The sequence below is a fragment of the Pontibacter pamirensis genome (genome assembly GCF_010015475.1).
Classification (GTDB): Bacteria; Bacteroidota; Bacteroidia; order Cytophagales; family Hymenobacteraceae; genus Pontibacter; species Pontibacter pamirensis.
Map to the genome: position 1 here is coordinate 1 of NZ_SSNI01000050.1, position 12,317 is coordinate 12,317.

Sequence of the window (12,317 nt, forward strand, 5' to 3'; positions counted from 1 at the left end):
TGTTTGTGTGTAGAGCCGTAGTGCTTTTTGGGGTGCTAAACATTGAATAGCGGGTCAGCAGGTAACTAAGCTAAAAGACTGTGGAGTTTAAAAACTATAAAGAAGAGGGAGTTTTGCTGTACAGAAATTTTTATTTTATACAGCGGCTTTAACCTATATAACTGACGTTATAGAACAGTAAAGGCTCCCCGTGATGAGGAGCCTTTACTGTTTATAGCTCATAAGCACGATTATGTTAAGGAAGAGTGAATGTGCTTGTCTAAAAAGTGTAGAACTTTTTAGCTGTTGTTGGAAGGCTGTAGGCTCTTCGTCAACCGTATTCTCCAAGCTTGATTCAAGTGTTCAACGCATGAGCCGAAAGCGGGGAGCTTCACTTGCCTGCCAACACCAATGCTTACAGCAATTCGACAAAGACAGTGGTGCCCGCATTTTCCTGGCTTTCGACCCACACTTTACCTCTGTGCTTGTCGATGATTTGTTTCACAATGTAAAGCCCCAAGCCCGTTGTGGGCTCACCGTATGTTCCGATCCTCCTAGCCTTCGTGAACTTATCGAATACACTAGCCACTAACTCAGCCGGAATACCGATTCCGTTATCCTGAACCAGCAGGACTGCTTTTTTCCCTTCCTTTTTCAGGTTTATGGTTACCTGCCCATTTCTATTGGTGAACTTCACGGCATTGGAGAGCAGATTCTCCAGCACCCGCCTGAATTTATCCTGGTTAATACGGGCATACACGGGTTTCTCAGGAGAATGGAAAGTTACGCTGATGTCTTTCCTCCGGGCACCTATACTCAGGTTGCTTAGGTGGAACTGAATGTAGGCTTTCAGGTCGGTTTCCTCCAACGCCTCATAAGTGGATTCTACTTCTCCTATCAGGAGCAGGTCATCGATAAGGGCCAGTGCTTTATCGGAGGTATCCGAAATCAAACTGACATACGTAAAGTTTTGATCCTGCTTTCCCCGCTCTTTGGCCTGCAGCTCCTCCAGGTTCTCTTTCAGAAAACCGGCAGCCAGCTTGATATTGAAAAAAGGGGACTTTAAATCATGTGCGACCATATGCATAATCGTCTCCTGGTTATCATACAGCTTCTTGAGCTCCTGCTCCAAGGCTTTGCGCCTGTCGATGTCCTCTAGAATCGTAAAGCCCAGGGAAACGTCCTGGTCCCGGAAAAGAATGGACGTCACCTGGCACCAGAAGATGGAGCCGTCCTTCTTCACCAGGCAGGTTTCTATCTGAAAGGCAGGAATCTGCTCTTCCCAAAGCTTTGTCTGCAATACTTTCCAGTCATGGATAAAATCAGGGTGTGCAAATTTAACAATCCGCGTGCCGATTAATTCGGCTTTACTGTAGCCCATCATCTGCTGCAAGGCCTCATTCACCTGTGTGATTCTCAGATCCTGGGCAATGATCTTCTGGCCCAGGACGGACTGGTAGAATACGACTTCGAAACGGCTTTGGCTTTCTCGGTACCTTTCCTCAACATCCTCCTGCCTTTCGAGCTTGGCGAGGACCGCCGTATTCTCCGAGCGCAGTTGCTTGTTTGCTTCTTGCAAAGCCAGTATTTGAGCTTCGGGCGAAGTTTTGTTATTCTCGGAAGTATTCAGTTCTTTTTTTGAGTTGGGCATACATTGAAAATACTACATTAATTGGCTGCGACCTACATTTTATTTATGTTGTAGATGAAGGCAATCTCAGCTTTTCAAAAAAGGTGCCAAAACCCTTACCATCTCCAGGAGGCCGGAAAGGCGGTTTCGCTTATAACAGATCTTATGTAAAGTTCAGAGATTAATTACACCTGTTGCTGAGCCGCTAAGGCCCAAAATGATTTGGAGAGGCCTGATTATGATCCAACATCCTGCTTGAGTAAATAGGCCAGTGCTGTCTGCCGGGCGGCGGTGCTCTGTTTGTTCACCGCCAGTGCCAGCGCCTTTCTTGTCCCCACGAACACGGCCAGCTTCTTTGCCCTGGTGATGCCGGTGTAGATCAGGTTGCGGAACAGCATGCCGAAGTGCTGCGTGACCACAGGGATGATGATGCTCTCAAACTCACTGCCCTGTGACTTGTGAATCGTGATGGCATAGGCCAAATCCAGCTCCAGCAAGTGCTCCTTTGTGTACCTTACTTCCTTTGCCTCCTTGCCTGCCCTGAAGCTCACCGACAGCTCCATTTCCTCGTTATCCACCTGGGCGATGGAGCCGATGTCCCCGTTGAACACGTTCAGGTCATAGTTGTTGCGCTTCTGGATCACCCGGTCCCCCTCCCGCAGCACCCTCCCCCCTATCAGTATTTGCGCTTTCCCTTCCCTTGCCGGGTTTATTTTCTCCTGGACTACCTTGTTGAGGTTGGCCGTTCCTAGGCTGCCCCTGGTCATGGGGGAGAGAATCTGTATCTCCGCCTCTTTGCCATGGTACCTGGGAATAATCGACTCATACAGCTTCTCGACCATTCCCACCGCTGAAAGGCCATAATGCAGCGAGGACCATGGATGGACCCGCTGCAGGACCTCCTTCAGCTCCTCACTGTGCCTGCGGGCCTGCAGCAGGGCCTCCAGGTCCACATGGCTGAACTTGTCGGGGATAGACAGGCTGCTGCCCTGCTGGTAGGGATCCGCCGCCGCGCCTTCCGTTGCACCCGCTGCGTTCCCGGCCGTCTCACCCGTCACTCTCTTGACTTTGGAGATGAACCTGAGTTGCTCGCTGGTGGCTTCCTCTGAGTCAATGAACAGGCAGTCTTTTTTCTCCTGCCATACTTGAGGCTTGTGAAAGGGAGACTCTATCCGGGGAACTTCCCCGCTGTTTATCTGGTGGGCATAGGAGATGATGAGCGACTCCTGCGCCTGCCGGAACACTTTCGTCAGCTTCAGGCATGGGACCACCCCCGATGCAATCATGTCCTTGAGCACATTGCCCGCTCCCACGGCAGGGAGTTGGTCGGCATCCCCTATCAGCACCAGCTGACCGTCAGCAGGCACCGCCCGGAGCAGAGAGGCAGCCAGGTGAACGTCGAGCATCGAGCACTCATCCACTATGAGCACATCGGTTTGCAGGGGCTCCTGCTCATTGCGCTTGAAGCCCCCTTTGGAAGGGTCCCACTCCAGCAGCCTGTGAATGGTCCTGGCCTCCACCCCGATCACCTCGCTCATGCGCTGTGCAGCCCTGCCGGTAGGGGCGGCCAACATGACTTTTTTGGCCATGAACTGCAGAACACCTACCAGGGCCCGGGTGGTGGTGGTTTTCCCGCAACCCGGACCCCCGGTGAGGATGGAGAGGCGCCTGGTGGCTATTTGCAGCACGCTCTGGCGCTGCTCTTCGCTGAGGGTGATCTGGTGCAGCTGACAGAACACCTCCAGGTCCTGCTGCAGATGCTCTCTGTTAAGACTGATTTGGCGGCTGGCCAGCTGCCTGACCTTGGTGGCGATGTACTGCTCATCATAGTAGAGGGAGTGGGCATAAAAGCATTTCTGTGCCGTTCCCTCCTCATCGGGCAGCAGCCTTACTTTTAGCTCTTCCTTTCTCTCCATCTCAAGAAGGTTTGCCTCAATGGCAGCGGCATCCATGAGGGACAGCAGTTCAGCCACCGCCTGTATGATCTGCTCCTGGGTCAGGTAGCAATGCCCCTCCTCTCTGGCGTTTTGCAGCACATGCGCAATGGCCGCCTGCAGACGCTGCGTGGAATCCTGCGCCAGGCCCAGGCTCAGGGCCACTTTGTCGGCAGAGAAGAAGCCGATGCCGTAGATGTCGGCGGCCAGGCGGTATGGGTTCGCCTTGACTATCTCGATGGCCTCATTGCCGTAGGTCTTGTAGATTTTGACGGCAAAGAGGGTGGAGATGCCGTGGGCCTGCAGAAACAGCATCACGTTCCTTATCTCCTGGTGCTCTACCCATGCTTTGCTGATCATCTCCAGCTTGAGCTTTGCAATGCCCTCCACTTCGGTGAGCCTTCCTATGCTGCTCTCAAAGACATCCAGCGTTTTGTCCCCGAAGTGCCTGACGATCCTTTTCGCTGTCACCGGGCCCACTCCTTTGATTAAGCCCGAGCCCAGGTACTTTTCCAGCGCGTTGGCCGTGGCAGGCTTCCGCTCGATGACCCTGGAGGCTTTGAACTGCATGCCATAGCTGGGGTGCGTGGTCCACTCGCCGTAAAAGTCAACGGTGGCCCCGGCGAAGACCTTGGACTGGTGAACAATGACAGTGAGGTCCTCGTGGGGCCTTTGGAAGCTGTTTACCTTCAGCACAGAATAGCCGGTCTCCGCGCTATGGAAGGTGACGCGTTTGACGATGCCCGATAGCTTTTCCGGCTCAGCCGGAGTTTGTCTGTCAAGTGTCTGCATGTACAAGGATAGGTAAAGCTAAAGATACACTCACAGAAGCAGGAATACCAAGACCTTTTAGTGCAACAAAAATGGCAGTTAGAAGGTCTCTAGCAGACGCTACTGTTGCATTGTTCCCACTATCAGAGGCAAAAGAGTGGCTATATCATAGTAGATTCTTATGTAAAACAAGGGACTTGAGAAGTTTCGTAAGTACAGAATTTACGGGAAGGCTTATAAAATCTGTTTTTTGTTGATTTGCAAACGTACATATATACATAACAGTGCAATTGCATAATTATGTAAATATGTATATTTGTATAGCTCAAGCAAGCTTTGAAGTGTTAGAATCCTGAGGGTTTCCTCAAGTGCAGTCCAGCAGAGTGAACATAATGATCTGTACTTACCCTAAATATATTTTGATTCTGCTTCATTCGATATGGTCTACAACTTGAACAGCATTCGAGGAAAGATAGATGGTGCAGCTGAGAAAGAAAACGTTCTTTCTTGTTTTACTAAGTTGGATATATGAAAAGTGGCTTGTGACCAATATTCTCCCAATTACATATATAACGTGAACTCGGGAATTAACCTTTGAAATTTCCGTTTCTGAGGCCTTCAACATTAGCATTTAACTGCTTCTTCATCTATTTAAGGAGATGGAGCCTCAAAACACTGATAAACAGCTAACTGCTTGTGTTTGATTGATAATTTTAACTGCGTATATATTATTGATTTACAGCTAATTAACTACTGATTAATTCCCGAGTTTACGTATATATACATAATTATGTACATATGTAATTGGGTTTAAAAACAGGTTTTATAAGTGGCTTTAAATACCTAAAGTTGTTCGGAAGTATCCACCTGGATTATTTATGTCCTTCCGCCTGATAGCAATATCATATAAGCACTTATTTGCTTTTTTTCTAAGTTCTGTGCTGCTTAGGACAGTATTTACGAGATTGTTGTCAAGTATGCCAATCTCACGCATTCGATTCTTTAAAACTTCTGTTTCTCTATCCCCTTCTGATAATTCAAAAGGAATAACTGTCTGAAACTGTGCTACGTGTTTGATAGTGAAATTAAGTTTGTGAATGCTTTTCCCCTTTTTTGCTGTTGTGTAGCTTATCCGAAGATCTGAATTCTCATTGATCTGTTTAATAGATGGCTCCAGCACATAGTCTTTAAATTGTCCCCATTGTTTATACTGCTCGGACTGTTTCCCTGATGGGTCTTTCAAATTAAGCCTAAATTTAAGCTGCTCTAGTTCATAGGATAGATAACCAATATCCTTCCATCGAGAAAACTGCACATAAAGCCACTTTGCGTACTTAGATGTCATTGACAGCACGCAGAAAAGTTGAAAGCTAGTAAAGTTATTCTTCAGATCAACTAAGTACGGTTTTAACTCTTCTGCAATGGAGAGCTGAATACGCCCCTGCCCTTTCAGATATTTAGCACTTGACATCATGGATACTTGCAATAGTCCATCTTCCTCCTCAATCTCAAATACCTTTCCTATTAAGCCATAGGTAGCATCTCTTAGTTGTTGGTAATTCCACTGACGACCAGTTAGATCCTCAATTTCCCTTACACTTATATAATATTTTGTTTCGTTGCTATCACCTGGCTTGAGGCGTGACAGCATCATAAAATATATATCTAATTGAACAGCAGACAGCTCGTGTCTTGCATTTGTAATTACATTATGATGTCTGACCTGTAGTTGAGGCGCTTTAACTTCGTTCACTTCCATGAAGGGTAAATTAACAAAAAACAGATATAAAAAACAGTATGGTTAATTATTTCTGTTTTTTAGCTTATGAAATCTGTTAGATGAACTTATGAAACCTGTTAGATGAACTTATGAAACCTGTTTTTTAGCTTATGAAACCTGTTTTTTGGCTTATGAAACCTGTTTTAAAACAGGTGTAAGTTGTTGTGTAACAGCAAATTATAAGGATTACAAATAATACAAATAGTACAAATATTCACAATTTGTGATATGATAAAAGGTATTTAAAGTGTTAAGTGGAGTAAGTATAATAAAGCCCAAAAAGCAAGTCAAAAAGTTTTTAAAAAGAGATGAAGCTCGCGCGCAAAAAACAGATTTTATAAGTCCTTTATATTGTCATACTACTTTAGTTTCTATGGCTGCTAACCACTGACTGGAAATAATAAGGTGTTAGATTAAAAATTTATTATGTATTTACATACTATTGTAATTATGTAAATACATAAATATGTAATATTAGATTTGCAAAAAACTATTTTTATGTATTATTTTAGGTATGGCAAAGATTATCACTGTTGCGCACCAAAAAGGTGGTGTCGGAAAGAGCACATTAGCCTTAAATTTGGCTACATGTTTCCAAGAACAAATTAATGTAGCGTTAGTGGATATCGATTTACAAGGTAGTATATCTGACCTTAGAGAAGACTTTCCAAAACTACATATTATAACTGAAGATAGATTTGATCAAATACAACAGCTAAGTCATGATCTGATCATTATTGATACACCGCCTTACTTATCTAATCGTCTCCCTGAGCTATTCTTGATATCGGATTTTGTTCTGGTACCAACAAAAGCAGGATTCTTTGATGTCATGGCAATTCGCTCCACATTACATTTGATAGAAGAGGCTAAGAAGAAGCGACAAGGGTTACAAGCAGGTATAGTCTTCAACATGATTAAGCACCGGTCAGGAATAACAGGTGAAGTGCAAGAGTTGCTATCGCATTTTGACACTCCTGTTCTAAGTACAATGGTACATGATAGAGTAAGCTTTGCTAGATCACCCTTAACAGGTGGTGTGTTAACCAGTGAAGATACAAAGGCAATAGATGAAATTACATCACTTGCTGAAGAGATTGTGAATTCTATAAGTACATAATTATAGTTTTGTTTTATTATGTAATTATGTACTTACATAATTACATATATTTGTAGATATTTAAAAACCAGCACAAAATCTGAGAAATGGCAATTGATAAAGACAAACTTGCAGGGATGGCAAACAAGCTGAAGTCTGATAAGCCTAAAACACCTATACAAGAAGTAAGTCCTGTTAAGTTAAAAGAAGTAAGCAAAGAAGATACTGCACAACTTAATGTTTGGATTCCTAAGGGATTAATCAAAAGAATGAAGGTCCATGCACTAGAGCAGGAGTTATCTTTGAAAGATATCACTATCAAAGCCTTGGAAAGCTATCTTAAATAGCTAATATTTTAAGATAGCATATTTTATATCGCAATTGTTTATGTGTTCAGTTGATATGCACATAAACTGTTTGTTGAACTTTCAATTGACAGTATATCATGTACTAAACATACTAGTTATGACTTGCCGATAAATGGTTCGTTAGTGGTTAATAATAAATGATTCAATTACGTGAGTTTCGGCAGTATAGTAGGAGAGAGGTCCTAAAGAGGTATAGGAAATTACGGCATGTTAGAGACAACAAGTCTTACTTCCTGTACCTCATTTTTGACTCTGGCACCTGCGTCTATGTTGGCGAGACCAGCAACATCTTCTGGAGAGTCATCAAGCACAAAGACAAGTGCGCTGATGGATCAATGATTTACCTTCAGGAGTACCAGGACAAGGAGGAGGTGCTTAAGCTAGAGAAGCACTACATCCGCATGCTCAAACCAAAGTTCAACAACCGATACTGCCAAATAAACCAACTGGAGCTCTTTCAGCCCTGATTGAGCAGTTCGCTCGTATACACTGTAAAAGCACCTGATGATAGACTTCCACTCCTTCCATTGCCTCCCGCGGGACACCAGGGCCGAGCTCGTCTGGCAGCACGGGGCGTTTCTGACCATGCGCGATGAGAGGGGCTGCAGAATGGCCCTCTACCACATGGGTGCGTTCTTTGCCGAGGTGTGGTATTCACACACGGACAACCGCATCTTGACCATCCGGGGGACCAGGGGCCGTAGCTGCCTAGAGCCTTACCTGGAGAGAATTGACCTGGAGGCACTGATGAGAGAGGAACAGTAAACCATATGGCAATGCGCTGGCCAAAAGAAATGAATCTGTACGGTAAGATAGATAGCAATACAAGCTGGTATATTAAAGCAATATCGCAAGCAGAACGCGCCTATAAAGACAAGTCATTCCAAACGCTCGAAAACATTGCCACCGCAGTGCTAAGCTTTAGCCTGACTGTAGAAAGCCTTCTTCTCACGGCCAAATTTATTGACTCGGTGGAACATGCAACGGAACGAAAGCCCCTGGCCATGTTCCTGGCTCTTTCCGAACCTACAAGAGCCAAAGTGGAGGAGACTTACGAGAAATACAAGCTGGAGAACATGAAAGCGGACAGGCTGCCGGCCTTTCGTATATTCTTCGGTATTGAAGCAAGGGCTTTTTATGACGCAGGAGACCCTGACGGAATAATTGATGTTTTGGAAATGCACAATGATGCATACAGTACCTGGAGGCGCATTGATGAGGGTAGTGAGTGCACTGTCTACGAGTACAACTTCGGGTATATGGATGCATTCTACAGGGCCCTGAGAGACACGCTTTTTGTACTAGCCGATAAAATCCTTGAACGTAGAAGAGCACAGGCACCCCCCGGCGGCAGTGACTTACGGTAGAAGGTGCTGCGGCGTTGCATCTGCCTGCGACTTCTTCTCATTTAAGCTTAACTTATGCTGAGACACATTTACAAGTACCTGCTGTTTTTCTTTTTGATTCTCTCTGGCTGTCAGGACTCGGAGGTAGCGCCGCAGCAGTCGCTCACGGTAGAAGAGCAGCAGCTGCTTTTAGGCAATCCCAGCGGGGCCACAGCGGAAGAGGGCAACCACAACAACTATCTGATGCAAAAGCCCCAGTACGCGCTCTCCTACAGCCGTGAGAGGGGCACGCCCAACTGGGTGAGCTGGCACGTGAACAGGGACTGGCTGGGGAGCGCCCCCCGGCAGGACAACTTCAGGGCTGACCCTGAGCTGCCACAGGGATGGTACCGCGTGACCAGCTCCAGCTACACGGGGAGCGGCTTTGACAGGGGGCACAACACCCCCTCGGCAGACCGCACCAAATCAGCCGAGGATAACTCAGCCACCTTCCTGATGACAAACATCATTCCCCAGGCCCCGAAGAACAACCAGGAGACCTGGGCGAACCTGGAGGATTATACGCGCGATTTGGTGCAGGATGGGATGGAGGTGTATGTGGTGATGGGCAGCTACGGGGAAGGAGGCACCGGTAGTAACGGCAGTGCCCGTAGCATTGACCAGGGAAGGGTGAGGGTGCCTGCGCGCATCTGGAAGGTGCTGGTGGTGCTGGAAGAAGGGGAGGGGGACCTGGATAGGATTGGCGCCGGCACGCGCGTCATCGCCATGGACATGCCCAACAGCAACACCGTGCGCTCCGACTGGGGAACCTACCGCACGAGTGTGGATGCCATCGAGCAGGCCACCGGCTATGATCTGCTGTCGGCGCTACCTGCACAGGTGCAGCAGGCCTTGGAGAGCCGGGTGGACACAGGGCCGACACAGTAAGGGTATGATCCTAATGCCAGTTCTCTCAGTAGTGCCTGAAGCGGGGAACACAGTACCTCTCTTTAGAGAGGTGAGAAAGGATGTTTCCACCCTTTCTCCATAAGGGGAGCCTCCATTGAACCTAAGGCTGTCGCTACTTATAAGTAAACCCCTTAAGCAAGGATCGCATTATAAGAGGAAGCCATACTTCACAAGGCGACATAAGGAGTTAAGCTTCGAATTGGAGCTTAAACGGTAAAGGTGTTTCCACTATGATTAATAAAATTTAGTAGTTAGAACATCTCTCTCATCAATATTTAACTGTTATAGCTCAAATTTTCGACCCCTTTTCGAGCCATAGCAGGCTTTTTCGACCCCATGAAAGGGGATCTCTAGTCCAAGAAAATGCGCAATATATAAAAGAACGCATAGTTGTAAATTGTATGATTATGATTCACAACATCTTGTATTTTTCATAATATAAAGGGTCGAAAGGTCGAAAATTATAGATGGTAAATAGGAGGTATACCTCTCGTTTTCGTTTTTTTTTTTGCAGCTTGGCCAAATACTTCTCTGCTTTGAACAAGCTGCAGCGGAAGGTGGAAGTATAGCTTACTAGCTACTCACTCAAAATTAAATCTTAAAAATTGGAGAACTGTAACCTATATGGCCTCTAAAATTTTCGACCTTTCGACCCTTTATATTTTGTTGTCCATAACTAGTTGTAAGTAAATAATATAATATATTATACTATAAACATTATTATATATCGTGTATGTTTTTGGTCTCATGATCCGCTTTTTTGGGTCGAAAATGGGTCGAAAGTGGCTCGAAAACTCTGGGTAAGTCCACCTTCATCTAAGCTAATTCTAGCAAGGCCCTTATGTAAGCTTCAGGTTAGTTCTGTTAAATAGGAGATGAGTCTTTAGCCGATAAGTATCATTATGTTCAATAGACTAAAGAACCACGTTAATGATTGCGTGCTGTGAAAACCTCAATCCACATAGCTTTATCCTTCTTGGCAAATCCATCCCATGTAGGTAGATCCTCCCTGTTCTGCGCCTTACGGTACACAACTCTGAGCCTAGTGCTTATTTATTCATAGGCTTTAGCGATATCGGTTTAATATCCTCTATAATTATTTGCCCTTAGGCTTACGAATTATACGCATTTTACCTCCACCAGCTACGTTCTTAGGATCCTTCAAAGCATCTTGAATTGTAACTATATCTCCCTTATCTAGCTTGGAAACCTTCTTCTTCGGTTTCGGTTCGGTTACCTCTTCCGGCTTAAGGCGTGGATCAAACGGATGCGGCCTTGTATCCACGATCTTAAGGCGTCCGTGGTCTGGGTGCAGCGGGTTGATCAGGTAATTCCGCTCAAATGGCGAGTGCACGGACGGGACCTTCATCACCAGGTCGCGGTTTTCCCTGATCCACTCGAGGGCGATCTCCTTGAGCTCCATTGGAGCGGGTGTGTCGGCCCAGTTGCCAGGCAGATCCTTCTCCATGAGCTCCTTTATAGAGACATCGTCCGGGATCTCGACGCGGACCACGGCCATGTTCTTCGGCATGAATGTAGAGTTGGCCAGGGTTTCCAGTTTGGCCAGGGAAAAAGTTTCTGCCGTATAGAGGACCTTTGTTCCCGTTTCATGCCACCTGCCCGGACCGTAAAGTCCACCTGTCCCATTCAGATCTTTAATATATTTATCTGATGCCAGTCTGTATACAATCATGTTTAGGAATAATGGCCGTATTCGATGGCTGTCAATACATTCATCAGCTGCTCCCTCCCGATGGAAGAGTCCAGCCAATCAATCGGTTTTTCGTTGCCTAAGGCTTGGTTTTCCGTGTTGAGCCATCGGTTCAAATCCTCCTCGTCCCCCAACACCTCCATCCCCTTGGCATAGACCTTGGAAACATTGTAGACCGCATCGGACTCCGCCTTCCCCAGCATGTCTTGTTGCTTGATGCGCTGGTATTTGCTCTCGGAAATATGCAAGATGCTGGCCATGCGGACGTTAGTTAGGCGTACCTTTCGCTGAAGCACCTTAAGGCCCCGCACCGAGATCCTGCCCTCGCGGAAGACTTTGATGTAATCGCCTCTGCCGTGGACGTTGCGGCCGATGTTCTCCTCGCCTCCCAATACCTCTACAATCGATTCTAGTGACATAAACAGTAATTTGAATGTGCTAGTACAGTCAAATGAACGCAATTATAGCGAAAATGTTACCTAATAACAAGAAATTCAGCTAAACTAAGCGTCTCCGTCCCCTTATCCCTGGCTGACGAAGAAGGCGGCCCGCTCCTCCAGCCTTTCGCCAAAAAGGTTCGGGTCCAGTTGCAGGATGTCGAAAATGATATACTCACAGCATTCTTGCAGGTAGTTAAGCAGGAAGGGCAGCTTCGGGTAAAGGTAGTCCCATTGACTGTGTAGATTGTCTGAGGTACTGAACATGAAGTTCAGATTCTTGGCCTCTGTCATGCTAACCCAGTGGAGGGGGT

The 12,317-nt window shown here is 46.3% G+C and carries 12 protein-coding genes; 6 read left to right on the forward strand and 6 right to left on the reverse strand.

Annotated features, from left to right (window positions below; genetic code table 11):
- Positions 1-394: 394 nt before the first annotated feature.
- From E1919_RS24075 to E1919_RS24085, 3 genes are all read right to left on the reverse strand, one after another.
- Complete coding sequence (locus E1919_RS24075; RefSeq protein WP_162055970.1) at positions 395-1,630, reverse strand: PAS domain-containing sensor histidine kinase; 1,236 nt, start codon at positions 1,628-1,630, stop codon at positions 395-397.
- A 215-nt stretch (positions 1,631-1,845) separates the two neighbouring features.
- Complete coding sequence (gene recD2 / locus E1919_RS24080) at positions 1,846-4,335, reverse strand: SF1B family DNA helicase RecD2 (RefSeq protein WP_162055971.1); 2,490 nt, start codon at positions 4,333-4,335, stop codon at positions 1,846-1,848.
- An 814-nt stretch (positions 4,336-5,149) separates the two neighbouring features.
- Positions 5,150-6,073, reverse strand: coding sequence for a replication initiation protein (locus E1919_RS24085; RefSeq protein WP_162055972.1), 924 nt, complete (start codon positions 6,071-6,073; stop codon positions 5,150-5,152).
- A 535-nt stretch (positions 6,074-6,608) separates the two neighbouring features.
- On the opposite strand from E1919_RS24085, the gene E1919_RS24090 reads away from it, so the two are divergent.
- The 6 genes from E1919_RS24090 to E1919_RS24115 all read left to right on the forward strand — a co-directional run bounded on the left by E1919_RS24090 (position 6,609) and on the right by E1919_RS24115 (position 9,834).
- Complete coding sequence (locus E1919_RS24090; protein ID WP_162055973.1) at positions 6,609-7,214, forward strand: ParA family protein; 606 nt, start codon at positions 6,609-6,611, stop codon at positions 7,212-7,214.
- An 86-nt stretch (positions 7,215-7,300) separates the two neighbouring features.
- Positions 7,301-7,540: a hypothetical protein gene (locus E1919_RS24095; RefSeq protein ID WP_202915988.1), complete on the forward strand. Its 240-nt coding sequence runs from the start codon at positions 7,301-7,303 to the stop codon at positions 7,538-7,540.
- 158 nt (positions 7,541-7,698) lie between these two features.
- Positions 7,699-8,028 carry a GIY-YIG nuclease family protein gene (locus E1919_RS24100; protein ID WP_162055974.1) on the forward strand — a complete coding sequence of 110 codons (330 nt, stop codon included), beginning with the start codon at positions 7,699-7,701 and terminating at the stop codon, positions 8,026-8,028.
- Positions 8,029-8,170: 142 nt separating this feature from the next.
- Positions 8,171-8,326 (forward strand): hypothetical protein, encoded by a 156-nt coding sequence (locus E1919_RS24105; protein ID WP_162055975.1) that lies wholly within the window; start codon positions 8,171-8,173, stop codon positions 8,324-8,326.
- Between the two features lie 5 nt (positions 8,327-8,331).
- Positions 8,332-8,928: a hypothetical protein gene (locus E1919_RS24110; protein WP_162055976.1), complete on the forward strand. Its 597-nt coding sequence runs from the start codon at positions 8,332-8,334 to the stop codon at positions 8,926-8,928.
- 54 nt (positions 8,929-8,982) lie between these two features.
- Entirely contained in the window at positions 8,983-9,834 is an 852-nt protein-coding gene (locus E1919_RS24115) for a DNA/RNA non-specific endonuclease (RefSeq protein WP_162055977.1), read from the forward strand.
- A gap of 1,117 nt (positions 9,835-10,951) precedes the next feature.
- Here E1919_RS24115 and E1919_RS24120 read toward each other — a convergent pair.
- The 3 genes from E1919_RS24120 to E1919_RS24130 all read right to left on the reverse strand — a co-directional run bounded on the left by E1919_RS24120 (position 10,952) and on the right by E1919_RS24130 (position 12,297).
- On the reverse strand, positions 10,952-11,548 hold the full coding sequence (locus tag E1919_RS24120; RefSeq protein ID WP_162055978.1) for an RES family NAD+ phosphorylase: 597 nt from the start codon (positions 11,546-11,548) through the stop codon (positions 10,952-10,954).
- Positions 11,549-11,550: 2 nt separating this feature from the next.
- The gene (gene parS / locus E1919_RS24125; protein ID WP_162055979.1) at positions 11,551-11,985 is read right to left on the reverse strand and encodes a type II RES/Xre toxin-antitoxin system antitoxin; all 435 of its coding nucleotides are present in this window, start codon (positions 11,983-11,985) and stop codon (positions 11,551-11,553) included.
- 102 nt (positions 11,986-12,087) lie between these two features.
- Positions 12,088-12,297 carry a hypothetical protein gene (locus E1919_RS24130; RefSeq protein WP_162055980.1) on the reverse strand — a complete coding sequence of 70 codons (210 nt, stop codon included), beginning with the start codon at positions 12,295-12,297 and terminating at the stop codon, positions 12,088-12,090.
- Positions 12,298-12,317 lie beyond the last annotated feature (20 nt).

What these genes read in the sequence shown, in the direction of transcription:
- E1919_RS24095 (WP_202915988.1), top strand. Translation starts at nt 7,301, where the DNA reads ATGGCAATTGATAAAGACAAACTTGCAGGGATGGCAAACAAGCTGAAG.
- E1919_RS24105 (WP_162055975.1), top strand. Translation starts at nt 8,171, where the DNA reads ATGGCCCTCTACCACATGGGTGCGTTCTTTGCCGAGGTGTGGTATTCA.
- E1919_RS24085 (WP_162055972.1), bottom strand. Translation starts at nt 6,073, where the DNA reads ATGGAAGTGAACGAAGTTAAAGCGCCTCAACTACAGGTCAGACATCAT.
- parS (WP_162055979.1), bottom strand. Translation starts at nt 11,985, where the DNA reads ATGTCACTAGAATCGATTGTAGAGGTATTGGGAGGCGAGGAGAACATC.
- E1919_RS24110 (WP_162055976.1), top strand. Translation starts at nt 8,332, where the DNA reads ATGGCAATGCGCTGGCCAAAAGAAATGAATCTGTACGGTAAGATAGAT.
- E1919_RS24100 (WP_162055974.1), top strand. Translation starts at nt 7,699, where the DNA reads ATGATTCAATTACGTGAGTTTCGGCAGTATAGTAGGAGAGAGGTCCTA.
- E1919_RS24120 (WP_162055978.1), bottom strand. Translation starts at nt 11,548, where the DNA reads ATGATTGTATACAGACTGGCATCAGATAAATATATTAAAGATCTGAAT.
- E1919_RS24130 (WP_162055980.1), bottom strand. Translation starts at nt 12,297, where the DNA reads ATGACAGAGGCCAAGAATCTGAACTTCATGTTCAGTACCTCAGACAAT.
- E1919_RS24090 (WP_162055973.1), top strand. Translation starts at nt 6,609, where the DNA reads ATGGCAAAGATTATCACTGTTGCGCACCAAAAAGGTGGTGTCGGAAAG.
- E1919_RS24115 (WP_162055977.1), top strand. Translation starts at nt 8,983, where the DNA reads ATGCTGAGACACATTTACAAGTACCTGCTGTTTTTCTTTTTGATTCTC.
- recD2 (WP_162055971.1), bottom strand. Translation starts at nt 4,335, where the DNA reads ATGCAGACACTTGACAGACAAACTCCGGCTGAGCCGGAAAAGCTATCG.
- E1919_RS24075 (WP_162055970.1), bottom strand. Translation starts at nt 1,630, where the DNA reads ATGCCCAACTCAAAAAAAGAACTGAATACTTCCGAGAATAACAAAACT.